Annotated in this window: 37 protein-coding genes; all 37 read left to right on the top strand. The window is 40.5% G+C overall.

Features of this window, described 5'->3' with window-relative positions:
* The first annotated feature begins 39 nt into the window (after positions 1-39).
* The gene (rpsL, locus tag IGJ00_RS00435; protein WP_010734475.1) at positions 40-453 is read left to right on the top strand and encodes a 30S ribosomal protein S12; all 414 of its coding nucleotides are present in this window, start codon (positions 40-42) and stop codon (positions 451-453) included.
* Between the two features lie 91 nt (positions 454-544).
* Positions 545-1015 (top strand): 30S ribosomal protein S7, encoded by a 471-nt coding sequence (rpsG, locus tag IGJ00_RS00440; RefSeq protein WP_010734474.1) that lies wholly within the window; start codon positions 545-547, stop codon positions 1013-1015.
* Between the two features lie 78 nt (positions 1016-1093).
* Positions 1094-3178, top strand: coding sequence for an elongation factor G (gene fusA / locus IGJ00_RS00445; RefSeq protein WP_010734473.1), 2085 nt, complete (start codon positions 1094-1096; stop codon positions 3176-3178).
* Between the two features lie 172 nt (positions 3179-3350).
* The gene (tuf, locus tag IGJ00_RS00450) at positions 3351-4538 is read left to right on the top strand and encodes an elongation factor Tu (RefSeq protein WP_010734472.1); all 1188 of its coding nucleotides are present in this window, start codon (positions 3351-3353) and stop codon (positions 4536-4538) included.
* Positions 4539-5033: 495 nt separating this feature from the next.
* A complete protein-coding gene (rpsJ, locus tag IGJ00_RS00455; RefSeq protein ID WP_010734471.1) occupies positions 5034-5342 on the top strand; it encodes a 30S ribosomal protein S10 in 309 nt (102 codons plus the stop codon).
* Between the two features lie 31 nt (positions 5343-5373).
* The gene (rplC, locus tag IGJ00_RS00460; RefSeq protein WP_010734470.1) at positions 5374-6003 is read left to right on the top strand and encodes a 50S ribosomal protein L3; all 630 of its coding nucleotides are present in this window, start codon (positions 5374-5376) and stop codon (positions 6001-6003) included.
* 27 nt (positions 6004-6030) lie between these two features.
* The gene (gene rplD / locus IGJ00_RS00465) at positions 6031-6654 is read left to right on the top strand and encodes a 50S ribosomal protein L4 (protein WP_010734469.1); all 624 of its coding nucleotides are present in this window, start codon (positions 6031-6033) and stop codon (positions 6652-6654) included.
* Complete coding sequence (gene rplW / locus IGJ00_RS00470) at positions 6654-6944, top strand: 50S ribosomal protein L23 (protein WP_002290449.1); 291 nt, start codon at positions 6654-6656, stop codon at positions 6942-6944. Before rplD ends, rplW begins: the two co-directional genes overlap by 1 nt.
* A gap of 38 nt (positions 6945-6982) precedes the next feature.
* A complete protein-coding gene (gene rplB / locus IGJ00_RS00475; protein WP_010734468.1) occupies positions 6983-7813 on the top strand; it encodes a 50S ribosomal protein L2 in 831 nt (276 codons plus the stop codon).
* 42 nt (positions 7814-7855) lie between these two features.
* Positions 7856-8134, top strand: coding sequence for a 30S ribosomal protein S19 (gene rpsS / locus IGJ00_RS00480; RefSeq protein WP_010734467.1), 279 nt, complete (start codon positions 7856-7858; stop codon positions 8132-8134).
* 22 nt (positions 8135-8156) lie between these two features.
* On the top strand, positions 8157-8504 hold the full coding sequence (gene rplV / locus IGJ00_RS00485) for a 50S ribosomal protein L22 (RefSeq protein ID WP_010734466.1): 348 nt from the start codon (positions 8157-8159) through the stop codon (positions 8502-8504).
* Between the two features lie 13 nt (positions 8505-8517).
* Positions 8518-9174, top strand: coding sequence for a 30S ribosomal protein S3 (rpsC, locus tag IGJ00_RS00490; RefSeq protein WP_010734465.1), 657 nt, complete (start codon positions 8518-8520; stop codon positions 9172-9174).
* 2 nt (positions 9175-9176) lie between these two features.
* Positions 9177-9611 (top strand): 50S ribosomal protein L16, encoded by a 435-nt coding sequence (gene rplP, locus IGJ00_RS00495; RefSeq protein ID WP_010734464.1) that lies wholly within the window; start codon positions 9177-9179, stop codon positions 9609-9611.
* Positions 9601-9789: a 50S ribosomal protein L29 gene (gene rpmC, locus IGJ00_RS00500; RefSeq protein WP_002288664.1), complete on the top strand. Its 189-nt coding sequence runs from the start codon at positions 9601-9603 to the stop codon at positions 9787-9789. Before rplP ends, rpmC begins: the two co-directional genes overlap by 11 nt.
* A gap of 24 nt (positions 9790-9813) precedes the next feature.
* Complete coding sequence (rpsQ, locus tag IGJ00_RS00505; RefSeq protein WP_010734463.1) at positions 9814-10080, top strand: 30S ribosomal protein S17; 267 nt, start codon at positions 9814-9816, stop codon at positions 10078-10080.
* A 57-nt stretch (positions 10081-10137) separates the two neighbouring features.
* On the top strand, positions 10138-10506 hold the full coding sequence (gene rplN, locus IGJ00_RS00510; RefSeq protein ID WP_010734462.1) for a 50S ribosomal protein L14: 369 nt from the start codon (positions 10138-10140) through the stop codon (positions 10504-10506).
* Positions 10507-10542: 36 nt separating this feature from the next.
* The gene (gene rplX / locus IGJ00_RS00515; RefSeq protein WP_010734461.1) at positions 10543-10851 is read left to right on the top strand and encodes a 50S ribosomal protein L24; all 309 of its coding nucleotides are present in this window, start codon (positions 10543-10545) and stop codon (positions 10849-10851) included.
* A gap of 28 nt (positions 10852-10879) precedes the next feature.
* Positions 10880-11419: a 50S ribosomal protein L5 gene (rplE, locus tag IGJ00_RS00520; RefSeq protein WP_010734460.1), complete on the top strand. Its 540-nt coding sequence runs from the start codon at positions 10880-10882 to the stop codon at positions 11417-11419.
* 18 nt (positions 11420-11437) lie between these two features.
* Positions 11438-11623: a type Z 30S ribosomal protein S14 gene (locus IGJ00_RS00525; RefSeq protein ID WP_002356214.1), complete on the top strand. Its 186-nt coding sequence runs from the start codon at positions 11438-11440 to the stop codon at positions 11621-11623.
* Positions 11624-11659: 36 nt separating this feature from the next.
* Positions 11660-12058 (top strand): 30S ribosomal protein S8, encoded by a 399-nt coding sequence (gene rpsH / locus IGJ00_RS00530; RefSeq protein ID WP_010734459.1) that lies wholly within the window; start codon positions 11660-11662, stop codon positions 12056-12058.
* A gap of 31 nt (positions 12059-12089) precedes the next feature.
* Positions 12090-12626, top strand: coding sequence for a 50S ribosomal protein L6 (gene rplF, locus IGJ00_RS00535; RefSeq protein WP_010734458.1), 537 nt, complete (start codon positions 12090-12092; stop codon positions 12624-12626).
* 164 nt (positions 12627-12790) lie between these two features.
* Positions 12791-13147, top strand: a complete 357-nt coding sequence (rplR, locus tag IGJ00_RS00540) for a 50S ribosomal protein L18 (RefSeq protein WP_010734457.1) — start codon at positions 12791-12793, stop codon at positions 13145-13147.
* A gap of 20 nt (positions 13148-13167) precedes the next feature.
* On the top strand, positions 13168-13668 hold the full coding sequence (rpsE, locus tag IGJ00_RS00545) for a 30S ribosomal protein S5 (protein ID WP_010734456.1): 501 nt from the start codon (positions 13168-13170) through the stop codon (positions 13666-13668).
* A 14-nt stretch (positions 13669-13682) separates the two neighbouring features.
* A complete protein-coding gene (rpmD, locus tag IGJ00_RS00550) occupies positions 13683-13862 on the top strand; it encodes a 50S ribosomal protein L30 (protein ID WP_010734455.1) in 180 nt (59 codons plus the stop codon).
* A gap of 48 nt (positions 13863-13910) precedes the next feature.
* On the top strand, positions 13911-14351 hold the full coding sequence (gene rplO / locus IGJ00_RS00555) for a 50S ribosomal protein L15 (RefSeq protein ID WP_010734454.1): 441 nt from the start codon (positions 13911-13913) through the stop codon (positions 14349-14351).
* Entirely contained in the window at positions 14351-15646 is a 1296-nt protein-coding gene (gene secY / locus IGJ00_RS00560) for a preprotein translocase subunit SecY (RefSeq protein ID WP_023518901.1), read from the top strand. Before rplO ends, secY begins: the two co-directional genes overlap by 1 nt.
* 59 nt (positions 15647-15705) lie before the next feature.
* Positions 15706-16353 (top strand): adenylate kinase, encoded by a 648-nt coding sequence (locus IGJ00_RS00565; RefSeq protein WP_010734452.1) that lies wholly within the window; start codon positions 15706-15708, stop codon positions 16351-16353.
* Positions 16354-16543: 190 nt separating this feature from the next.
* On the top strand, positions 16544-16762 hold the full coding sequence (infA, locus tag IGJ00_RS00570) for a translation initiation factor IF-1 (protein WP_002288695.1): 219 nt from the start codon (positions 16544-16546) through the stop codon (positions 16760-16762).
* A gap of 32 nt (positions 16763-16794) precedes the next feature.
* Positions 16795-16911 carry a 50S ribosomal protein L36 gene (gene rpmJ, locus IGJ00_RS00575; RefSeq protein WP_002288710.1) on the top strand — a complete coding sequence of 39 codons (117 nt, stop codon included), beginning with the start codon at positions 16795-16797 and terminating at the stop codon, positions 16909-16911.
* Positions 16912-16928: 17 nt separating this feature from the next.
* Positions 16929-17294, top strand: coding sequence for a 30S ribosomal protein S13 (rpsM, locus tag IGJ00_RS00580; RefSeq protein WP_010734451.1), 366 nt, complete (start codon positions 16929-16931; stop codon positions 17292-17294).
* 27 nt (positions 17295-17321) lie between these two features.
* Positions 17322-17711 (top strand): 30S ribosomal protein S11, encoded by a 390-nt coding sequence (gene rpsK, locus IGJ00_RS00585; protein ID WP_010734450.1) that lies wholly within the window; start codon positions 17322-17324, stop codon positions 17709-17711.
* Between the two features lie 79 nt (positions 17712-17790).
* A complete protein-coding gene (locus tag IGJ00_RS00590; protein ID WP_005880735.1) occupies positions 17791-18729 on the top strand; it encodes a DNA-directed RNA polymerase subunit alpha in 939 nt (312 codons plus the stop codon).
* Positions 18730-18755: 26 nt separating this feature from the next.
* Entirely contained in the window at positions 18756-19136 is a 381-nt protein-coding gene (rplQ, locus tag IGJ00_RS00595) for a 50S ribosomal protein L17 (RefSeq protein WP_010734449.1), read from the top strand.
* Between the two features lie 268 nt (positions 19137-19404).
* The gene (locus IGJ00_RS00600; RefSeq protein ID WP_438844010.1) at positions 19405-20244 is read left to right on the top strand and encodes an energy-coupling factor ABC transporter ATP-binding protein; all 840 of its coding nucleotides are present in this window, start codon (positions 19405-19407) and stop codon (positions 20242-20244) included.
* Positions 20220-21089 carry an energy-coupling factor ABC transporter ATP-binding protein gene (locus tag IGJ00_RS00605; protein WP_071867779.1) on the top strand — a complete coding sequence of 290 codons (870 nt, stop codon included), beginning with the start codon at positions 20220-20222 and terminating at the stop codon, positions 21087-21089. Before IGJ00_RS00600 ends, IGJ00_RS00605 begins: the two co-directional genes overlap by 25 nt.
* Positions 21079-21876, top strand: a complete 798-nt coding sequence (locus tag IGJ00_RS00610; RefSeq protein WP_071867778.1) for an energy-coupling factor transporter transmembrane component T family protein — start codon at positions 21079-21081, stop codon at positions 21874-21876. The genes IGJ00_RS00605 and IGJ00_RS00610 overlap by 11 nt, the downstream gene beginning before the upstream one ends.
* A gap of 35 nt (positions 21877-21911) precedes the next feature.
* Positions 21912-22658 (top strand): tRNA pseudouridine(38-40) synthase TruA, encoded by a 747-nt coding sequence (truA, locus tag IGJ00_RS00615; RefSeq protein ID WP_010734445.1) that lies wholly within the window; start codon positions 21912-21914, stop codon positions 22656-22658.
* The last annotated feature ends 38 nt before the right edge of the window (positions 22659-22696 follow it).

Raw genomic sequence — 22696 nt, forward strand, 5'->3', positions numbered from 1 at the left:
GTGGAACTAGATGTGAATCGTGGGAAGGAGGAACTAGGAATGCCTACAATTAACCAATTAGTACGTAAACCTCGTAAATCAAAGGTGGAAAAATCTAATTCACCTGCTTTGAACAAAGGATATAACAGCTTTAAGAAAACTCAAACAAACGTGAACTCTCCTCAAAAACGTGGGGTAGCTACACGTGTGGGAACAATGACACCTAAAAAACCGAACTCAGCTTTACGTAAATATGCTCGTGTTCGTTTGTCAAACTTAATTGAAGTTACTGCTTATATCCCAGGGATTGGTCACAATTTACAAGAGCATAGCGTGGTACTATTACGCGGTGGACGTGTAAAAGACTTACCAGGGGTACGTTATCATATCGTTCGTGGTGCACTAGATACTGCTGGTGTGAACGACCGTAAACAAAGCCGTTCTAAATACGGTACGAAAAGACCTAAAGCTTAATTTTAATTATTTACTACAAATGAAAATCGAACCTACTATATAATAGTCGTTCGATCAACTATGAAGAATATTTCGGAAGGAGGAGTTACGGATGCCACGTAAAGGTCCTGTTGCAAAACGTGATGTTTTACCAGATCCTATTTATAACTCAAAATTAGTAACTCGCTTGATCAACCGTGTAATGGTTGATGGAAAACGCGGTGTTGCTGCTAATATTATCTATAATGCCTTTGATTTGATCAAAGAATCTACAGGTAACGATCCATTAGAAGTGTTTGAACAAGCAATGAACAATGTTATGCCTGTTCTTGAAGTTAAAGCACGTCGTGTTGGGGGTTCAAACTATCAAGTACCAGTTGAAGTTCGCCCTGAACGTCGTACGACTTTAGCGCTACGTTGGGTAGTTAACTACGCTCGCTTGCGCGGTGAACACACAATGGAAGAACGCTTAGCGAAAGAAATCATGGACGCTGCAAACAATACTGGAGCTTCTGTTAAAAAACGCGAAGACACACACAAAATGGCAGACGCGAACCGCGCATTTGCTCATTATCGTTGGTAAGATCCTCTCTGTCTGTCGGCTAACCCCACAGCAGAAAGTCAATTTACAATCGATTTAAACAAAGAGAGGAGTAAGAAAATGGCAAGAGAATTTTCGCTAGAAAAAACTCGTAATATTGGTATCATGGCTCACGTTGATGCAGGTAAAACTACAACAACAGAGCGTATCTTGTACTATACTGGTAAAATCCATAAAATCGGTGAAACTCACGAAGGAGCTTCACAGATGGACTGGATGGAACAAGAACAAGAACGTGGTATCACGATTACATCTGCTGCCACTACTGCGCAGTGGAAAGGTTACCGCGTAAATATCATCGATACACCAGGACACGTAGACTTCACAATCGAAGTTCAACGTTCTCTACGTGTATTGGATGGTGCTGTAACTGTACTTGATGCACAATCAGGTGTTGAACCTCAAACTGAAACTGTTTGGCGTCAAGCAACTGAGTACCGAGTACCTCGTATCGTATTCTGTAACAAAATGGATAAAATCGGTGCAGACTTCTTATACTCAGTAAAATCATTGCACGATCGCTTACAAGCGAACGCGCATCCAATCCAATTGCCAATCGGTTCTGAAGATAACTTCACAGGTATCATTGACTTGGTAACGATGAAAGCAGAGATCTACACAAACGATCTAGGCACAGACATCCAAGAAACTGAAATCCCTGAAGAATATGCAGAACAAGCACAAGAATGGCGTGAAAAATTAGTCGAAGCTGTTGCTGAAACAGACGAAGAACTAATGATGAAATATCTTGAAGGTGAAGAAATCACTCAAGAAGAATTGATTGCCGGTATCCGCCGTGCAACAATCAACGTTGAGTTCTTCCCTGTGTTAGCTGGTTCAGCATTCAAGAATAAAGGGGTCCAATTGATGTTGGATGCTGTTCTTGATTACTTGCCATCACCACTAGATATCGAAGCAATCAAAGGTATTGACTCAAAAACAGACGAAGAAACAACTCGTCCTGCAGATGACGAAGCTCCTTTTGCTTCATTAGCATTTAAAGTAATGACTGACCCATTCGTAGGTCGTCTAACTTTCTTCCGTGTCTACTCTGGTGTCCTTGAAAGTGGTTCATACGTATTGAACGCATCAAAAGGCAAAAAAGAGCGTATCGGTCGTATTCTACAAATGCACGCAAACACACGTCAAGAAATCGACAAAGTGTATTCAGGTGATATCGCCGCTGCTGTTGGATTGAAAGATACTACAACAGGGGACACATTGTGTGCGTTAGATGCACCAGTTATCCTTGAATCAATCGAATTCCCAGAACCAGTTATCCAAGTCGCTGTTGAGCCTAAATCAAAAGCTGACCAAGATAAAATGGGTGTTGCGTTGCAAAAACTTGCAGAAGAAGATCCTTCATTCCGTGTTGAAACAAACGTTGAAACAGGTGAAACAGTTATCTCAGGTATGGGTGAGTTGCACTTGGACGTATTAGTAGACCGTATGAAACGCGAATTTAAAGTTGAAGCAAACGTTGGTGCGCCTCAAGTTTCTTACCGCGAAACATTCCGTGAAGCAACAAAAGCGGAAGGTAAATTCGTACGTCAGTCTGGTGGTAAAGGTCAATACGGTCACGTATGGGTTGAATTTACACCAAACGAAGAAGGAAAAGGCTTCGAATTCGAAAACGCAATCGTTGGTGGTGTGGTTCCACGTGAATACATCCCAGCAGTTGAAAAAGGATTAGAAGAATCAATGAATAACGGTGTTCTTGCTGGATACCCATTAGTGGATATCAAAGCAAAACTTTACGATGGTTCATACCATGACGTCGATTCAAATGAAACAGCGTTCCGTGTTGCTGCATCAATGGCTCTAAGAGCTGCTGCAAAACACGCACGTCCTGTGATCCTTGAACCAATGATGAAAGTTACGATTACTGTACCAGAAGATTACTTAGGTGATATCATGGGACACGTAACAAGCCGACGCGGACGTGTTGAAGGAATGGAAGCACACGGTAATTCACAAATCGTTAATGCAATCGTTCCATTGGCAGAAATGTTCGGATACGCGACTACATTGCGTTCAGCAACTCAAGGTCGTGGTACATTCATGATGGTATTTGACCACTACGAAGACGTACCGAAATCTGTTCAAGAAGAAATCATTAAGAAAAACGGCGGAAAAGCTGAATAATTTCTTAAAGCAAGGTAGTCTCGTGAAGAGATTTATCTAGAGACTGTATTTTTTATGCAGTTTCGTGTAAAATAACTTTTGATGATACGGGCATGTGATCGGCAATTTTGTCTATCACATACCTATCAGACAAATAAAAATTAAACTGTAATTTTAGGGAGGATATTTTAAAATGGCAAAAGAAAAATTTGACCGTTCGAAACCACACGTTAACATTGGTACTATCGGACACGTTGACCATGGTAAAACAACTTTAACAGCTGCAATCACAACTGTACTATCTAAGAAAAACGGCGGCCAAGCAATGGCTTACGATCAAATCGATGGTGCTCCTGAAGAACGCGAACGCGGAATCACTATCTCAACAGCTCACGTTGAGTACGAAACTGACGCACGTCACTATGCTCACGTTGACTGCCCAGGACACGCGGACTACGTTAAAAACATGATCACTGGTGCTGCTCAAATGGACGGAGCAATCTTAGTTGTTTCTGCTGCTGACGGCCCTATGCCTCAAACTCGTGAACACATCCTATTATCTCGTCAAGTTGGTGTACCATACATCGTTGTATTCTTGAACAAAGTAGATATGGTTGATGACGAAGAATTACTTGAATTAGTTGAAATGGAAGTTCGTGACCTATTAACAGAATACGAATTCCCTGGTGACGATGTTCCTGTAATCGCTGGTTCAGCTTTAAGAGCTTTAGAAGGCGACGCTTCATACGAAGAAAAAATTCTTGAATTGATGGCTGCAGTTGACGAATATATCCCAACTCCAGAACGTGATAACGACAAACCATTCATGATGCCAGTTGAGGACGTATTCTCAATCACTGGTCGTGGTACTGTTGCTACAGGACGTGTTGAACGTGGACAAGTTCGTGTTGGTGACGTTATCGATATCGTTGGTATCGCAGAAGAAACAGCTCAAACAACTGTAACTGGTGTTGAAATGTTCCGTAAATTATTAGACTACGCTGAAGCAGGCGATAACATTGGTGCGTTATTACGTGGTGTTTCACGTGAAGACATCCAACGTGGTCAAGTTTTAGCTAAACCAGGTACAATCACACCTCATACAAAATTCTCTGCAGAAGTATACGTGTTGACTAAAGAAGAAGGTGGACGTCATACTCCATTCTTCACTAACTACCGTCCACAATTCTACTTCCGTACGACTGACGTAACTGGTGTTGTTGAATTACCAGAAGGAACTGAAATGGTTATGCCTGGCGACAACGTAACAATGGAAGTTGAATTAATCCACCCAATCGCTATCGAAAACGGTACTAAATTCTCAATCCGTGAAGGCGGACGTACAGTTGGTGCTGGTGTCGTTACAGAAATCAAAGCTTAATTCATTTTAAGCCTAACAAAGTAACATTTATTCGGACGTTGAAGTTCGAGGTAAGGATCTTGATCCTTTGCCTCGAACTTTTTTTATTTGAGCAAACGATTCGTTAGGAGAGAGGCTATGAAATTGGGGGATATCCAAAAATATTCTTAATATGTAGTGAATTTTCTTTTTTATCTAAATAGGTGAATGAAAATCGGAAGGAAAACAACAAATCCTCCTATAAATAGAGAAGAATTTCTCGTTTTTTAGCTAAATGAAAACTTATGAAAATAAATTGTTTTTTACAGCAAAAAAACCTTGCGTTGTGAATTTAGATATATTATAATGACAAAGGTGCGTTTACCTTAGGTGAATGGCACAGACGAAATCAAAATGATTTTGTCGGCTAAGAAACGAGAGGTTGCGACACGCCCGGACGCTTTGCCACGAACGAGCGTGACGGAAATTTTCGTGGAGCTATGTCTACTTTTCAAAATAGGCGAAGGAGGGAACAAGATGGCAAAACAAAAAATTCGTATCCGTTTAAAAGCGTATGAACACCGTATTTTAGATCAATCAGCGGATAAAATCGTGGAAACTGCAAAAAGAACTGGAGCTGGCGTTTCTGGTCCAATTCCATTACCAACTGAACGCAGTCTTTACACAGTTATTCGTGCGACTCACAAATACAAAGATTCACGCGAACAATTCGAAATGCGTACACACAAACGTCTTATCGACATTGTGAACCCAACACCAAAAACAGTTGATGCTTTAATGAAGCTTGACTTACCATCAGGTGTTAACATCGAAATCAAACTATAAAAACTAAACTAATAATAATGGAGGTGTACTCATGACCAAAGGAATCTTAGGGAAAAAAGTGGGAATGACACAAATCTTCACTGAATCTGGCGAATTAATTCCAGTTACTGTTGTAGAAGCTACGCCAAACGTAGTACTACAAGTAAAAACAATGGAAACTGATGGCTACGAAGCTATTCAAGTTGGTTACCAAGACAAACGTGAAGTTTTATCAAACAAACCTGCGAAAGGTCATGTTGCAAAAGCAAACACGGCTCCTAAGCGCTTCATTCGTGAATTCAAAAATGTTGAGCTAGGAGAATATGAAGTAGGAAAAGAAATTACAGTTGATGTTTTCCAAGCAGGAGACATTATTGATGTAACAGGTACTACGAAAGGTAAAGGATTCCAAGGGGTTATCAAACGTCACGGCCAAAGCCGCGGACCAATGGCTCACGGTTCTCGCTACCATCGTCGTCCTGGGTCAATGGGTCCAGTTGCACCTAACCGTGTATTCAAAAACAAACGTCTTGCTGGCCGTATGGGTGGCAACCGCGTAACTATCCAAAACTTGGAAGTTGTACGTGTAGATGCTGAAAGAAACGTAATCTTGATCAAAGGTAACGTTCCTGGAGCGAAAAAATCATTAATCACTATCAAATCAGCTGTGAAAGCTAAATAATAGTAGGAAGAAAGGAGGAACTAAGGAATGCCGAATGTAGCATTATTCAAACAAGATGGAAGCCAAAACGGTGAAATCACTCTTAACGAAGAAATCTTCGGAATTGAACCAAATGAAAGTGTTGTTTACGACGCAATCGTTATGCAACGCGCATCATTAAGACAAGGAACACATGCGGTTAAAAACCGTAGCGCTGTTCGAGGCGGTGGCCGTAAACCATGGCGTCAAAAAGGAACTGGTCGTGCTCGTCAAGGATCAATCCGTTCACCGCAATGGCGTGGAGGTGGCGTAGTCTTCGGACCAACACCACGTTCTTACAGCTACAAACTTCCTAAAAAAGTTCGTCGTTTAGCAATGAAATCTGTATTGTCAGAAAAAGTTGCTGAAAACAACTTGGTAGCAATCGAAGGATTAAGCTTTGATGCACCAAAAACAAAAGAATTCAAAGAAGTTCTTGCTAAATTATCTATTGACTCTAAAGTATTGGTTGTACTAGAACCTGGTAACGACTTTGCAGCTTTATCTGCACGTAACTTATCAAACGTTTCTGTAGTAACTTCTGACAACGTTAGCGTTCTAGATGTTGTATCAAATACAAAAGTTTTAGCAACACAAACTGCTCTTACTCAAATTGAGGAGGTGCTTGCATAATGAACTTACTAGACGTAATCAAACGCCCAGTGATCACTGAGAAATCAATGCTTGCCATGGATGACAAGAAATATACTTTCGAAGTAGACACTCGCGCAAACAAAACTTTAGTAAAACAAGCGGTTGAAGCTGCTTTTGACGTGAAAGTCAAAAACGTGAACATCGTGAACGTACGTGCGAAATTCAAACGTATGGGCAAATATGCAGGATATACAAAAAAACGTCGCAAAGCGATCGTTACATTGACTGAAGATTCAAAAGAAATCCAATTATTCGAAGCTGCTGAATAAGCAACACTCGATAACTGATTAAATTAGGAGGGGAAAACGTGGCGATTAAAAAGTACAAACCTACCACAAATGGCCGTCGTAACATGACAGGTTCTGATTTTGCTGAAATCACAACATCAACACCTGAAAAAACATTGTTACAGCCATTGAAAAACCATGCTGGACGTAATAACAACGGCCGCATCACTGTACGTCATCAAGGTGGCGGACACAAACGCCAATACCGCGTGATCGATTTCAAACGTAACAAAGACAACGTTGTTGCTACTGTTCAAACGATCGAATATGATCCAAACCGTTCAGCTAACATCGCGTTAGTACATTATGAAGATGGAGTGAAAGCTTACATCTTAGCACCAAAAGGACTACAAGTTGGAATGAAACTTGTTTCAGGTCCTGAAGCAGATATCAAAGTCGGAAATGCTCTTCCTTTAGAAAACATTCCAGTTGGTACTGTGATCCACAATATTGAAATGAAACCTGGTAAAGGTGGACAATTGATCCGTTCTGCTGGTACAAGTGCTCAAGTACTTGGTAAAGAAGGCAAATACGTATTGATCCGCTTGAACTCTGGTGAAGTTCGCATGATCTTAGCTGCATGCCGTGCAACAATCGGTTCTGTAGGTAACGAACAACACGAACTTATCAATATTGGTAAAGCTGGCCGCTCTCGTTGGATGCGTAAACGCCCAACTGTACGTGGTAGCGTAATGAACCCTAACGATCACCCACACGGTGGTGGTGAAGGTAAAGCTCCAATCGGACGTAAAGCTCCAGTTTCTCCTTGGGGTCAACCAGCTCTTGGTTACAAAACTCGTAACAAGAAAGCTAAATCAGACAAACTTATCGTTCGTCGTAAAAATAAATAATTACTTTGACCATGTGTCGCACATTTTGAGAGGAGGTTCACCATGGGTCGTAGTTTAAAGAAAGGGCCTTTCGTTGATGAGCATTTAATGAGTAAAGTTGAAGCTCAAGCAGGGGCCGAAAAGAAAAAAGTAATCAAAACTTGGTCTCGTCGTTCGACAATTTTCCCAAGTTTTGTTGGATATACCATCGCAGTATATGATGGACGTAAACACGTACCAGTTTACATCCAAGAAGATATGGTAGGACACAAATTAGGTGAATTCGCACCAACTAGAACTTATCGTGGGCATGTCGCTGACGACAAGAAAACGAGACGCTAATTCGAGGGGAGGATAAAAGCAAATGGCAGAACAAATCACATCAGCTAAAGCAACTGCAAAAACAGTTCGCACTTCACCTCGTAAAGCGCGTCTAGTAATTGACCTTATCAGAGGTAAAAGTGTTGCGGATGCAATTTCAATTTTGAAATTCACACCAAACAAATCTGCTGGGATCATCGAGAAAGTATTGATGTCAGCAATTGCAAATGCAGAAAACAACTTTGACTTAGATGTTGAGAACTTGGTAGTATCTGAAGCATTTGTTAACGAAGGACCAACAATGAAACGTTTCCGTCCACGTGCAAAAGGTTCAGCTTCACCAATCAACAAACGTACAAGTCATATCACGGTAGTCGTATCAGAAAAATAAGGAGGGATAATCTGTGGGTCAAAAAGTACATCCAATTGGAATGCGTGTAGGCATCATCCGCGACTGGGATGCAAAATGGTTTGCTGAAAAAGAGTATGCAGAGTTCTTACACGAAGATTTAAGAATCCGTAAATTTATTTCAACTAGACTTGCTGATGCTGCTGTATCAACAATTGAAATCGAACGCGCAACTGGCCGCGTAAACATTTCAATCCACACAGCTAAACCAGGTATGGTTATTGGTAAAGGCGGATCTGAAGTCGAAAACCTAAGAAAAGAATTAAACAAATTAACTGGTAAAAGAATCCATATCAACATCGTGGAAATCAAAAAACCAGATTTAGATGCTAAATTAGTAGGTGAAGGAATTGCACGTCAATTAGAAAACCGTGTTGCATTCCGTCGCGCTCAAAAACAAGCGATCCAACGTTCAATGCGTTCTGGCGCTAAAGGGATCAAAACTCAAGTATCTGGACGCCTAAACGGTGCGGATATCGCTCGTTCAGAAGGATACTCAGAAGGAACAGTTCCTCTTCACACTTTGCGTGCGGATATTGATTACGCATGGGAAGAAGCAGATACAACATACGGAAAACTAGGAGTTAAAGTGTGGATCTATCGTGGAGAAATTCTTCCAACTAAAAAAAACACTGAGAAAGGAGGGAAATAAACATGTTAGTACCTAAACGTGTAAAACACCGTCGTGAATTCCGCGGAAAAATGCGTGGTGAAGCAAAAGGCGGAAAAGAAGTAGCATTCGGTGAATACGGCTTACAAGCTGTTGAATCACACTGGATCACAAACCGTCAGATCGAAGCTTCTCGTATTGCTATGACTCGTTACATGAAACGTGGCGGGAAAGTATGGATCAAAATTTTCCCTCATAAATCATATACATCTAAAGCGATCGGCGTTCGTATGGGTAAAGGTAAAGGGGCTCCTGAAGGATGGGTTGCACCAGTAAAACGTGGTAAAATCATGTTTGAAATTGCAGGCGTTTCTGAAGAAGTAGCTCGTGAAGCATTACGTTTAGCTTCTCACAAATTACCAATGAAAACTAAGATCGTAAAACGTGAGGAAATGGGTGGTGAATCGAATGAAGGTTAAAGAAATCAGAGAATTAACCACTGCCGAAATGCTTGATCAAGAAAAACAATTAAAAGAAGAATTGTTTAATCTTAGATTCCAATTAGCAACAGGTCAATTAGAAAACACTGCACGTATTAAAGAAGTACGTAAATCGATTGCACGCATCAAAACAGTTTTGCGTGAACAAGCTAAGTAATTATGGAAGGAGGCCATTAAGCGTATGACTGAAGAAAGAAATCAACGCAAAGTTTATCAAGGTCGCGTGGTATCAGACAAAATGGATAAAACAATTACCGTTGCTGTCGAAACAAAGAAAAACCACCCTATCTACGGTAAACGTATGAACTATTCTAAGAAGTACAAAGTACATGATGAAAACAACACAGCAAAAGTTGGCGACATCGTGAGAATTATGGAAACTCGTCCATTATCAGCTACAAAACGTTTCCGTTTGTTGGAAATAGTCGAAGAAGCAGTTATTATCTAATAACACGAGATTTTCCTATATAGATTGAATGCAAAATCTGAAAGGAGGATACACAACGTGATCCAAGCAGAAAGTCGTTTAAGAATCGCTGATAATTCAGGCGCACGTGAAATTTTGACGATCAAAGTCCTTGGCGGATCTGGTCGCAAAACTGCGAATATCGGTGATGTGATCGTTGCTACGGTTAAACAAGCAACGCCAGGTGGGGTTGTCAAAAAAGGTGACGTCGTTAAAGCCGTTATCGTTCGTACAAAATCAGGAGCTCGTCGTGCAGACGGTTCATATATCAAGTTTGATGAAAATGCTGCAGTGATTATTCGTGATGATAAAAGCCCTCGTGGAACACGTATCTTTGGGCCAGTTGCACGTGAACTACGTGAAAACAACTTCATGAAGATCGTTTCTCTAGCACCAGAAGTTTTATAATCTTGAGACACTTAACAAAGGAGGTGCGAAACAGTTATGTTTGTTAAAAAAGGCGATAAAGTTAAAGTGATCACCGGTAAAGACAAAAACAAAGAAGGCGTTGTATTAGCAGCGTTTCCTAAACAGGATAAAGTGGTTGTCGAAGGTGTGAACATGATCAAAAAACACCAAAAACCTTCTCAAGCTGCTCCTCAAGGTGGAATTGTTGAGATGGAAGCGCCACTTCACGTTTCTAACGTGATGGTCATCGACTCTACTGGTGTAGCTGGCCGAGTTGGCTACAAAGAAGTAGACGGAAAAAAAGTCCGTGTTTCTAAAAAAACCGGTGAAGTTTTAGATAAATAAAAAGTTTAAGGAAGGAGGGTCTTACTGAATGAACCGCCTAAAAGAAAAATATCTTAAAGAAGTAACTCCATCATTGATGGAAAAATTTGACTATAGCTCTGTTATGCAAACACCTAAAGTTGAAAAGATCGTCATCAACATGGGTGTTGGTGATGCGGTATCAAACGCTAAAAACTTAGACAAAGCAGTTGAAGAACTAACTTTGATCACTGGACAAAAACCAATGATCACAAAAGCTAAAAAATCAATCGCTGGATTCCGTTTACGTGAAGGAATGCCAATTGGAGCAAAAGTTACCTTACGCGGAGAAAGAATGTACGAATTTTTAGATAAATTAGTATCAGTTTCTCTACCACGTGTACGTGACTTCCATGGTGTAAGTAAAAAAGCCTTTGATGGTCGTGGAAACTACACTTTAGGTATTAAAGAACAATTGATCTTCCCAGAAGTAGATTATGATTTAGTAGATAAAGTACGTGGTATGGACATCGTCATTGTAACGACAGCAAACACAGATGAAGAATCTCGTGAGTTGTTGACACAATTAGGCATGCCATTCCAAAAATAATTAAAGGAGGCGAACTACGTGGCTAAAAAATCAATGATTGCTAAAAACAAACGTCCTGCAAAACATTCAACACAAGCTTACACTCGTTGCGAACGTTGCGGACGTCCACATTCAGTTTATCGTAAGTTCCATCTTTGCCGTATTTGCTTCCGCGAACTTGCCTATAAAGGTCAAATTCCCGGCGTGAAGAAAGCTAGCTGGTAAAAAAGTAAATTCGCATAAGAAGGAGGTAAAAGTTCAATGGTCATGACAGATCCAATTGCAGATTTTCTAACTCGTATCCGTAATGCAAACATGGTTAAACATGAGGCTTTAGAAGTTCCTGCATCAAAAATTAAACGTGACATCGCTGAAATCTTGAAACGTGAAGGTTTCGTCCGTGATGTTGAATATATCGAAGATGACAAGCAAGGCGTGATCCGTGTTTTCCTAAAATTCGGTAAAAGCGGCGAACGTGTTATTACAAACTTAAAACGTATTTCTAAACCAGGCTTACGTGTTTATGTTAAAGCTGGCGAAGTGCCAAAAGTTTTAAATGGCTTAGGTATCGCTATTATTTCGACTTCTGAAGGTGTTGTCACTGATAAAGAAGCTCGTGAGAAAAACATCGGCGGCGAAGTTATCGCTTACGTATGGTAATCAAGTAGAATCTACAAGGAGGTGTCTTTAAGTGAGCCGTATTGGAAATAAGATCGTTGTGATCCCTGAAGGAGTAACTATCACTCAAGATGGAAACAACGTTACAGTTAAAGGACCAAAAGGGGAATTGACTCGTACATTTTCTGCTGATATCAAAATGAATATCGAAGGAAATGAAGTGACATTCACTCGTCCAAATGACAGTAAAGAAATGAAAACTATCCATGGAACAACTCGTGCTAACTTCAACAACATGGTTGTAGGTGTTAGTGAAGGTTTCCAAAAAGGATTAGAATTAATCGGGGTTGGGTACCGTGCGCAAATGCAAGGAACAAAACTTGTATTGAACGTTGGTTACTCACATCCAGTAGAAATCACACCACCAGCTGGCGTGACTGTTGAAGTACCATCTAACACACAAGTAATTGTGAAGGGTGCGAACAAAGAAGAAGTTGGCGAATTAGCTGCGAACATCCGTGGTACTCGTCCTCCAGAACCTTATAAAGGTAAAGGTATTCGTTATGTTGGCGAATTCGTACGCCGTAAAGAAGGTAAAACTGGTAAATAATCGTTTCGAAAAATTTCATAGAAGCCAGCAGCAGGAAAAAAGGATTTTGCTGAAGTATGCCTTCATTAAGAGAGAGTTTACTTGTGCCGCAGCTTCTATTTTTTCAAAACTGATCATTTCTACTGTCTGACAGTAGAAAAAATAAAAATAAAGAGGTGACAATTGTGATTACAAAACCAGATAAGAACAAAACACGTCAAAAGAGACACCGTCGTGTACGTAATACTATCTCTGGTACTGCTGAGCGCCCACGCTTGAACGTTTTTCGTTCTAACAAAAACATCTACGCGCAACTTATTGATGACGTAGCGGGTGTAACGCTAGCAAGTGCCTCTACCTTGGATAAAGAAATTTCAGGTGGAACAAAAACAGAAGCAGCACAAGCTGTCGGTAAATTAGTTGCTGAACGCGCAACTGAAAAAGGCATTAAAGTCGTAGTCTTTGACCGTGGTGGATACCTTTACCATGGCCGTGTGCAAGCTTTAGCTGAAGCTGCTCGCGAAAATGGACTAGAATTTTAGAAGAAGGAGGAATACCATTCATGGTTTATATCGATCCAAAACATTTGGAATTAGAAGACCGCGTTGTTGCAATTAACCGTGTAACAAAAGTTGTTAAAGGTGGACGTCGTCTACGTTTTGCTGCTTTAGTTGTTGTCGGTGACAAAAACGGACACGTAGGATTTGGTACTGGTAAAGCACAAGAAGTACCTGAAGCGATCCGTAAAGCAATTGAAGATGCGAAGAAAAACTTAGTTGAAGTACCTATGGTTGGTTCAACAATCCCACACGAAGTAATCGGTGCTTTTAGTGGTGGTAGAATCCTAATGAAACCTGCTGTTGAAGGTTCTGGGGTTGCTGCTGGTGGACCAGTTCGTGCCGTATTAGAATTAGCAGGGGTAGCAGATATCACTTCTAAATCTTTAGGCTCAAACACACCAATCAACGTTGTTCGCGCAACTGTTGAAGGTTTGAAACAATTAAAACGTGCTGAAGAAGTTGCAGCTCTACGCGGCAAATCAGTAGAAGAATTAATCGGATAAGGAGGACAAACATAATGGCTGAATTAAAAGTAACTTTAAAACGCAGTATTATCGGACGTCCTCAAAACCAACGCGATACTGTTAAAGCGTTAGGTCTTACAAAGATTAACAGTTCTGTGGTTAAGCCTGCTAATGAAGCAATCAAAGGCATGATCAACACTGTTTCTCACTTAGTGGACGTTGAAGAAGTTTAATTAAACAAATGAAATAAGAACTAGGACAATTAAGGAGGTGCCAAACCTATGAAACTTCATGAATTAAAACCCGCTGAAGGTTCACGCCAAGTACGTAACCGTGTTGGTCGTGGTACTTCTTCAGGTAACGGAAAAACTGCCGGACGTGGTCAAAAAGGACAAAAAGCTCGTTCAGGCGGTGGTGTACGTCTAGGATTCGAAGGGGGACAAACACCATTGTTCCGTCGTTTACCAAAACGTGGATTTACAAATGTTAACCGTAAGGACTACGCAGTCGTTAATTTAGATGTCTTGAATCGCTTTGAAGACGGAGCTGAAGTAACTCCTGTTGCTTTAGTAGAAGCTGGAATCGTGAAAAACGAAAAAGCTGGAATCAAAGTTTTAGCTAACGGAGAATTGAACAAAAAGTTAACTGTGAAAGCAGCTAAATTCTCAAAAGCAGCACAAGAAGCAATCGAAGCGGCTGGTGGCTCTGTTGAGGTGATCTAATGCTTAAACTATTAAAAGACGCTTTTAAGGTCAAAGATATTAGATCGAAAATCCTTTTTACCGTATTTGTTCTCTTTGTTTTTCGTTTAGGGGCACATATCACTGTTCCCGGCGTAAATGCAAGCTCATTACAAGACCTATCTAGCTTACCGTTTTTCAACATGTTGAACTTGGTAAGTGGTAGTGCAATGCAAAACTTCTCGATCTTTTCGATGGGGGTTTCGCCTTACATTACTGCTTCGATCGTGATCCAATTATTACAAATGGATATCGTGCCACGTTTTGTGGAATGGTCGAAACAAGGAGAAGTTGGTCGTAAAAAGTTGAATCAGGCAACAAGATATTTGACGTTAGTATTGGCATTTATCCAATCTGTCGGTATCACAGCAGGGTTTAACCAATACGCTCAATTAGGTTTTGTCAACAATCCAAATGTCTCTACTTATGTAACGATCGGTTTGATCTTAACTGCAGGAACGATGTTTGTTACTTGGTTGGGTGAACAAATCACTGAAAAAGGTATCGGTAATGGTGTGTCAATGATCATCTTTGCAGGGATCATTTCAAGATTACCGGAAAGTGTACGTGAAATTTATGAAGATTACTTCGTAAATATCAATTCTTCCGATATCTGGAGATCTGCGATTTTCGTTGCCATCTTACTAGTTGCGGTTCTAGCAATCGTGACATTCGTAACATTTTTCCAACAAGCTGAACGTAAGATCCCGATTCAGTACACCAAACGTATAGCAGGTGCGCCAACAAGTAGTTATCTACCGTTGAAAGTAAATGCTGCTGGGGTAATTCCGGTTATCTTTGCAAGTTCATTTATTGCGACACCAAATGCTGTGTTACAAGCGTTAAGTGGGCGATTCGGATCTGAAAACTGGTATAAAATAATGATGGAGATCTTTAACTATAATACGGTGCCTGGCGCAACGATTTATACGGTATTGATCGTCGCATTTACATTCTTCTATGCCTTTGTTCAAGTAAACCCTGAGAAATTAGCGGAGAACTTACAAAAGCAAGGAAGCTATATACCAAGTGTACGCCCTGGTAAGGGGACTGAAGAGTATGTGTCAAGCTTATTGATGCGATTAAGTACAGTTGGAGCACTATTCCTTGGTTTAGTGGCATTATTACCAATCATTGCACAAATGATTTGGGATCTGCCACAATCAATCGGATTAGGTGGTACAAGTCTGTTGATCGTGATCGGTGTGGCTTTGGAAACTGCGAAACAGTTAGAAGGCTTAATGCTGAAACGTAAATATGTTGGCTTTATTGAGTAAGAAAGCGTGTTGAGGTTTTTCCTCAACACACGTTCTCACATTTATTAGGAGGGAAAGCAATGAACCTCATTTTAATGGGGCTGCCAGGTGCAGGTAAAGGAACACAAGCTGAAAAAATCATTGACGCTTATGGGATTCCTCACATCTCAACAGGAGATATGTTTCGTGCAGCTATCAAAAATGAAACAGCTCTTGGCTTGGAAGCAAAGTCTTATATGGATAAAGGTGCATTAGTTCCTGATGAAGTAACAAATGGAATCGTAAAAGAGCGTTTAGCAGAACCCGATACAGAGAAAGGCTTCTTATTAGATGGCTTTCCTCGTACAATCGAGCAAGCAGAAGCTCTAGATGCAATGCTAAAAGATTTAAATAAACAAATTGATGCTGTCATCGATATCCACGTGGGTGAAGAAGTCTTGGTTGAGCGTTTAGCAGGCCGCTTCATTTGCCGTAACTGTGGAGCAACTTACCATAAAATTTTCAACCCTACAAAAGTTGAAGACACATGTGATCGTTGTGGTGGGCATGAATTCTATCAAAGAGAAGATGATAAACCTGAGACGGTTAAAAATCGTCTGGCTATCAACATCAAAAATAGTGAACCAATCTTGGCTTATTATAAAGAACAAGGTTTGCTACACACTATCGATGGTGATCGTGAAATCGATGCTGTATTTACTGATGTCCAAAAAATCATTGAAAAATAGCACGATTGCCCGTAGCCGACTTGCATTAAGCAGTTACTCTTGTCAAGTTCAATAAATTATGATAGAATATGTCAGTCCGACTTCTAGAGAATCCTCTAGATGATCCATTTTGAGAATTTTGAGGTGGGAACTGCAGTTTCCGCCATTTTATCGTGTGAAAATGCGAAACAAGTACAAGGAGGTACTGTGCGTGGCAAAAGAAGATATGATTGAAGTCGAAGGTACAGTCGTCGAAACTTTGCCGAATGCAATGTTTAAAGTTGAACTAGAAAACGGACACCAAGTTCTTGCTACTGTTTCAGGTAAAATTCGTATGCACTACATTCGTATTCTACCTGGTGACAAAGTGACGGTTGAATTGTCTCCATATGATTTAAACCGTGGCCGTATTACTTATCGCTTTAAATAATTGTACTCCGTAAAACTACAGGAGGTATTATCATGAAAGTAAGACCATCAGTAAAACCAATGTGTGAACATTGTAAAGTAATTCGTCGTAAAGGACGCGTTATGGTGATTTGCCCAGCAAATCCAAAACATAAACAACGTCAAGGATAAATGGAGGTGCACTAAATATGGCTCGTATTGCAGGAGTAGATATTCCTCGTGATAAACGTGTAGTAGTTTCACTTACTTATATCTATGGTATTGGTAACACTACTGCGAAACAAATCTTAGCTAATGCTGGCGTATCTGAAGATGTTCGCGTTCGTGAATTAACGAATGAACAAACAGATGCTATCCGTGCAGAAGTAGATAAATTAAAAGTTGAAGGGGATCTTCGTCGTGAAGTGAACTTAAACATCAAACGCTTGATGGAAATCGGTTCTTACCGTGGAATCCGTCACCGTCGTGGATTGCCTGTTCGTGGACAAAACACGAAAAACAATGCACGTACTCGTAAAGGCCCAGCTCGCGCTATCGCTGGCAAGAAAAAATAATTCTTAAGTGAAGGAGGTTAAATCTTCATGGTAGCAAAAAAAGTGAATCGTAAACGCCGTGTGAAAAAGAATATAGAAGCTGGGATTGCACATATCCACTCTACATTCAACAACACAATCATCATGATCACTGATACTCACGGAAATGCTTTAGCGTGGTCATCAGCTGGTTCATTAGGTTTCAAAGGAAGCAAAAAATCAACTCCTTTTGCCGCTCAAATGGCAGCAGAAACAGCTACAAAAGCAGCAATGGAACACGGATTAAAAACTGTTGAAGTAACAGTTAAGGGACCTGGTTCTGGACGTGAAGCAGCAATTCGTTCATTACAAGCAACAGGTTTAGAAGTGACTGCAATTCGTGACGTGACTCCAGTTCCTCATAATGGTGCCCGCCCTCCAAAACGCCGTCGTGTTTAATGAGTGCCTCTCATTTTGAGTTCTATTAGTAACGTCATTGAACAAGACACTTTTCGTTTTGAAAGGGGTAAAGATAAGAATGATTGAGTTCGAAAAACCAAGAATCGCAAAAATTGATGAAGAAAAAGATTATGGCAAGTTCATCGTTGAACCTCTTGAAAGAGGGTATGGGACTACTTTAGGGAATTCCCTACGTCGTATTTTATTATCTTCTTTGCCAGGTGCTGCCATCACTAATATTCAAATCGATGGTGTACTGCATGAATTCTCTACCATCAAAGGTGTTAGAGAAGACGTCACTCAAATCATCTTGAACATTAAAGGTTTAGCACTGAAAATGTATGGTCAAGAAGAAAAAACCCTTGAGATCGATATTACCGGACCTGCTACAGTAACTGCTGGCGATATTATCGTTGATAGTGAGGTAGAAATTCTTAACAAAGATATGTACATCTGCAGTGTATCTGAAGGTGCTACGTTCCATGCTCGCCTAACGGTGAAACCAGGACGTGGTTATGTTCAAGCAGATGAAAACAAAAAAGAAGATATGCCAATTGGTGTTCTTCCAGTCGATTCAATCTACACGCCTGTACGTCGTGTCAACTACCAAGTAGAAAACACACGTGTTGGACATCGTGAAGATTTTGATAAATTGACAATGGAGATCTGGACAGATGGTTCAATCGAACCATTGGAAGCAATGAGTTTATCTGCAAAAATCATGACTGAACATTTAGACATCTTTGTCAACCTAACTGATGAAGCGAAAAACGCTGAAATCATGGTCGAAAAAGAAGAAACACAAAAAGAAAAAATGTTAGAAATGACGATTGAAGAATTAGACTTATCTGTTCGCTCTTATAATTGCTTAAAACGTGCAGGAATCAATACTGTACAAGAACTTACGAATAAATCTGAGCCAGAAATGATCAAAGTCCGTAACTTAGGACGTAAATCATTGGAAGAAGTTAAAGCAAAATTGCATGACTTAGGTTTAGGTTTACGTAAAGAAGATTAAACCTTTTACGAAGGAGGGAAACCAACGTGAGTTATCGTAAACTAGGACGCACATCTAGCCAACGTAAAGCGATGTTGCGTGATTTAACAACTGACTTATTAATTAATGAACGTATTGTGACTACAGAAGCTCGTGCGAAAGAAGTTCGCTCAACTGCTGAAAAAATGATCACTTTAGGCAAACGCGGAGACTTACATGCACGTCGTCAAGCTGCGGCTTTCGTACGTAATGAAGTTGCTAGCGTGCGTGAAGAAAATGAGGAAATCGTTATCGAATCAGCTTTACAAAAGTTATTCAACGATATTGCACCTCGTTATGCTGAACGTCAAGGTGGCTACACTCGTATCTTGAAGACAGAACCAAGACGCGGAGACGGAGCACCAATGGTTGTCTTAGAACTTGTCTAAAATCACACTAATAACATCACTTTATGGATGATTCTTTTAGAGTGTTATGATGTTGGAAGTTACTTATTCCGAGTCTAGCTCAGCGCTGCTCCCCAAGCGATTCGTTTGGGGAGTATGCACTCATCATAAAGTGTTTTTTTGTACCTTCAATTAACTGTCAAGACAGCCTTGAAGGTATAAAAAAACATTTTAAAAATCAGAAATGATTGAAAACTAAGCAGTTTTTTGATAGGGTTAATAGGAACTTTAGGATGAAGAGGGAGTACTTATGGAGCCGATTATTGAATTAGGAAAGATTAATTACAAATACCAACCAGAAGATTTACGACCAGCATTGAAAGATGTTTCTTTCACGATCAATAAAGGAGAATGGATCGCGATTATCGGGCACAATGGTTCTGGTAAATCAACGCTTGCAAAAACGATCAATGGCTTACTCCTTCCTGAGTCTGGGACGGTCAAAGTTGGGAATCAACTACTAAATGAAGAGAATATATGGACGATCCGCCAAAAAGTCGGCATGGTCTTTCAAAATCCGGACAATCAATTTGTTGGATCAACAGTAGAGGATGATGTGGCCTTTGGTTTAGAGAATCAAGGCATTCCTCGAGAAGAAATGATCGTTCGAGTGAAAGATGCTCTTGAAAAAGTGCGAATGTCTGATTTTACGACAAGAGAACCAGTTCGTCTTTCCGGTGGACAGAAACAACGTGTGGCGATTGCCGGTGTTGTAGCCCTCCGACCAGAAATCATCATCTTGGATGAAGCAACAAGTATGTTAGATCCTGAAGGTCGTGAAGAAGTCATCACAACGATCAAAGAAATCAAAGAGGAAAGTCAACTGACCGTTATTTCAATCACGCATGATATTGATGAAGCAGCTAATGCAAATCGTATTTTCGTGATGAAAGAAGGCGAACTAGTGAATGAAGGAACACCGAAGGAGATTTTCTCTGCCGGACCTGAACTAATCAATCTAGGGTTAGATTTGCCTTTTCCTGAAAAACTAAAAAGTGCCTTGAAAGAACGTGGCATTGAAGTGCCTAAAGAATACATGACAGAAGAAAGGATGGTGGATTGGTTATGGACATCCGTTTTGAAAAAGTAAACTTTACGTACCAACCGAACACACCATTCGAGCAACGAGCTTTATTTGATATTGACTTGTTGATCAAAGAAAACAGCTACACTGCATTAGTTGGTCATACTGGAAGCGGGAAATCCACCTTGCTTCAGCATTTGAATGCGTTGATCAAACCGACGGAAGGAACCGTCCAAATCGGCGATCGTCAGATCAAACCAGATACAGATAATAAAAATTTGAAACCGATTCGAAAAAAAGTCGGTATTGTTTTTCAATTTCCAGAGGCACAGTTGTTTGAAGAAACGGTCGCAAGAGATATTGCGTTTGGCCCAAAAAACTTTGGTGTAAGTGAGGAAGAGGCGACTCTACTAGCAAAGGAGACCTTAGAACAAGTCGGATTAGATGAGACGTATTTAGAACGCTCACCTTTCGAGCTGTCAGGAGGTCAAATGCGACGTGTAGCGATCGCCGGTGTTCTAGCTATGAAACCCGAAGTTCTCGTCTTAGATGAGCCGACAGCTGGGTTAGATCCACAAGGAAGAAAAGAAATGATGGATATGTTCTGGCGTTTGCATAAAGAACAGCAAATCACGATTGTATTAGTCACCCATTTGATGGATGATGTGGCAAACTATGCGGATTTTGTTTACGTCCTGGAAAAAGGCCGTATCGTCAAATGCGGAGAACCAAAAGAAGTCTTCCAACACCTTGAATGGTTAAAAGAACGGCAGTTAGGCGTACCAACAGCCACTGAGTTTGCAGAGGAACTACGAGTAAAAGGCATCCAGTTTGATGAATTGCCGATCACCGCAGACGCATTAGCGGACCAATTGGTCAAATTGGTGGGAGGTACAGCTCATGATGAATAAATTGATTTTTGGTCGTTATATGCCTGGAGACTCCTTTATCCATCGGTTAGATCCACGTGCAAAGCTATTGGCAAGTTTCTATTTTATTGGCATTATCTTCTTAGCCAATAACTGGCAGACATATGCCTTATTAGCGGCGTTTACTTTATTTGCTGTTTTCTTGTCAAAAGTAGATATCAAATTTTTTATTCGAGGCATCCGTCCGTTGATCTGGTTGATCTTATTCACTGTAGGCTTACAAGTACTGTTTACGAGTGGTGGAGAAACGTATTGGAGTTGGGGGATTTTCAATATCACTCAATTTGGTGTCATGAACGGACTATTTATTTTTTGTCGGTTTGTTTTGATTATCTTTATGTCCACCTTATTGACATTGACAACGCCGCCTTTAGAATTATCCGATGCGATCGAATATTTGTTACGACCATTGAAAGTTGTTCGCTTTCCAGTGCATGAAGTATCGTTGATGCTTTCGATCGCTTTACGTTTTGTGCCGACATTGATGGACGAAACCGAAAAAATCATGAATGCACAGCGCGCACGTGGTGTTGACTTTGGTGAAGGAAGTCTAGTACAAAAAATGAAAGCGGTGATTCCTTTACTGATTCCGCTATTTGTCAGCAGTTTCAATCGTGCGGAAGATCTAGCTACAGCCATGGAAGCAAGAGGCTACCAAGGTGGGGAAGGCCGGACAAAATACCGTATCCTTCACTGGCACTTACAAGACACTGTTGTTATGGTTGCTTTTGGGCTGATGACCATCGTACTAGTGTTTATCCGTAGCTAAACTTATCAAAGATGAATGAGAACAGGGGAAGATGAATGGTACGCTATAAAGCAATCATTGCCTATGATGGTACCCAGTTCAATGGTTTTCAGAAACAACCCAATGGACGAACGGTCCAAGAAGAACTGGAAAAAACCTTAAAGAAGATGGCAAATGGAAAAGAAATCACGATTTTTGGATCTGGACGGACAGATGCGGGGGTTCATGCAATCGGGCAAGTCATCCACTTTGATTATCCAGAAGAGCGACCTTTGGAACGTATGCGTTTTGGGTTAGATACGCAGTCGCCAGAAGATATTGCTGTAAAAAGTGTGGAGATTGTGCCAGAAACTTTTCACGCACGCTATCTAGTGAAAGAAAAAACCTATCAATTTAAAGTAGATATCGGAAAACCACGTAGTCCCTTCCGTAGACATTATGCAAGCTATTTTCCTTATCCAATAGATGTAGCAAAGATTGAACGTGCATTGCCTGATTTACTTGGTACGCATGATTTCACTTCATTTTGTGCTTCTGGAAGTTCCATTGAAGATAAAGTACGGACTATCTATGAAGCCAGCTTACAGGTCAATGAAGCAGGCGATGAGTTGACGTTTACGTTTCGTGGTGATGGCTTCCTTTATAAAATGATCCGCATTTTAGTTGGTACGTTGTTAAAAATAGGCAACGATCGTTTACCAGAAGATTGTCTTCCAGAAATCATTGCAAAAAAAGACCGCAATGCTGCGGGTCCGACTGCTCATCCGGAAGGGTTATATCTATATGAAGTAAAATATGAATAGCATACAAGAAAAAAGCGTTTCGGCAATCACCGAAACGC

Source organism: Enterococcus sp. AZ062 (assembly GCF_051715065.1).
Taxonomy (GTDB): Bacteria; Bacillota; Bacilli; order Lactobacillales; family Enterococcaceae; genus Enterococcus_B; species Enterococcus_B mundtii.

Excerpts from the sequence above, each read along its gene's own strand:
- rpsL (WP_010734475.1), top strand. The coding sequence starts at position 40 with ATGCCTACAATTAACCAATTAGTACGTAAACCTCGTAAATCAAAGGTG.
- rpsG (WP_010734474.1), top strand. The coding sequence starts at position 545 with ATGCCACGTAAAGGTCCTGTTGCAAAACGTGATGTTTTACCAGATCCT.
- fusA (WP_010734473.1), top strand. The coding sequence starts at position 1,094 with ATGGCAAGAGAATTTTCGCTAGAAAAAACTCGTAATATTGGTATCATG.
- tuf (WP_010734472.1), top strand. The coding sequence starts at position 3,351 with ATGGCAAAAGAAAAATTTGACCGTTCGAAACCACACGTTAACATTGGT.
- rpsJ (WP_010734471.1), top strand. The coding sequence starts at position 5,034 with ATGGCAAAACAAAAAATTCGTATCCGTTTAAAAGCGTATGAACACCGT.
- rplC (WP_010734470.1), top strand. The coding sequence starts at position 5,374 with ATGACCAAAGGAATCTTAGGGAAAAAAGTGGGAATGACACAAATCTTC.
- rplD (WP_010734469.1), top strand. The coding sequence starts at position 6,031 with ATGCCGAATGTAGCATTATTCAAACAAGATGGAAGCCAAAACGGTGAA.
- rplW (WP_002290449.1), top strand. The coding sequence starts at position 6,654 with ATGAACTTACTAGACGTAATCAAACGCCCAGTGATCACTGAGAAATCA.
- rpsS (WP_010734467.1), top strand. The coding sequence starts at position 7,856 with ATGGGTCGTAGTTTAAAGAAAGGGCCTTTCGTTGATGAGCATTTAATG.
- rplV (WP_010734466.1), top strand. The coding sequence starts at position 8,157 with ATGGCAGAACAAATCACATCAGCTAAAGCAACTGCAAAAACAGTTCGC.
- rplP (WP_010734464.1), top strand. The coding sequence starts at position 9,177 with ATGTTAGTACCTAAACGTGTAAAACACCGTCGTGAATTCCGCGGAAAA.
- rpmC (WP_002288664.1), top strand. The coding sequence starts at position 9,601 with ATGAAGGTTAAAGAAATCAGAGAATTAACCACTGCCGAAATGCTTGAT.
- rpsQ (WP_010734463.1), top strand. The coding sequence starts at position 9,814 with ATGACTGAAGAAAGAAATCAACGCAAAGTTTATCAAGGTCGCGTGGTA.
- rplX (WP_010734461.1), top strand. The coding sequence starts at position 10,543 with ATGTTTGTTAAAAAAGGCGATAAAGTTAAAGTGATCACCGGTAAAGAC.
- rplE (WP_010734460.1), top strand. The coding sequence starts at position 10,880 with ATGAACCGCCTAAAAGAAAAATATCTTAAAGAAGTAACTCCATCATTG.
- rpsH (WP_010734459.1), top strand. The coding sequence starts at position 11,660 with ATGGTCATGACAGATCCAATTGCAGATTTTCTAACTCGTATCCGTAAT.
- rpsE (WP_010734456.1), top strand. The coding sequence starts at position 13,168 with ATGGTTTATATCGATCCAAAACATTTGGAATTAGAAGACCGCGTTGTT.
- rpmD (WP_010734455.1), top strand. The coding sequence starts at position 13,683 with ATGGCTGAATTAAAAGTAACTTTAAAACGCAGTATTATCGGACGTCCT.
- rplO (WP_010734454.1), top strand. The coding sequence starts at position 13,911 with ATGAAACTTCATGAATTAAAACCCGCTGAAGGTTCACGCCAAGTACGT.
- secY (WP_023518901.1), top strand. The coding sequence starts at position 14,351 with ATGCTTAAACTATTAAAAGACGCTTTTAAGGTCAAAGATATTAGATCG.
- IGJ00_RS00565 (WP_010734452.1), top strand. The coding sequence starts at position 15,706 with ATGAACCTCATTTTAATGGGGCTGCCAGGTGCAGGTAAAGGAACACAA.
- rpmJ (WP_002288710.1), top strand. The coding sequence starts at position 16,795 with ATGAAAGTAAGACCATCAGTAAAACCAATGTGTGAACATTGTAAAGTA.
- rpsM (WP_010734451.1), top strand. The coding sequence starts at position 16,929 with ATGGCTCGTATTGCAGGAGTAGATATTCCTCGTGATAAACGTGTAGTA.
- rpsK (WP_010734450.1), top strand. The coding sequence starts at position 17,322 with ATGGTAGCAAAAAAAGTGAATCGTAAACGCCGTGTGAAAAAGAATATA.
- IGJ00_RS00590 (WP_005880735.1), top strand. The coding sequence starts at position 17,791 with ATGATTGAGTTCGAAAAACCAAGAATCGCAAAAATTGATGAAGAAAAA.
- IGJ00_RS00600 (WP_438844010.1), top strand. The coding sequence starts at position 19,405 with ATGGAGCCGATTATTGAATTAGGAAAGATTAATTACAAATACCAACCA.
- IGJ00_RS00605 (WP_071867779.1), top strand. The coding sequence starts at position 20,220 with ATGGACATCCGTTTTGAAAAAGTAAACTTTACGTACCAACCGAACACA.
- IGJ00_RS00610 (WP_071867778.1), top strand. The coding sequence starts at position 21,079 with ATGATGAATAAATTGATTTTTGGTCGTTATATGCCTGGAGACTCCTTT.
- truA (WP_010734445.1), top strand. The coding sequence starts at position 21,912 with ATGGTACGCTATAAAGCAATCATTGCCTATGATGGTACCCAGTTCAAT.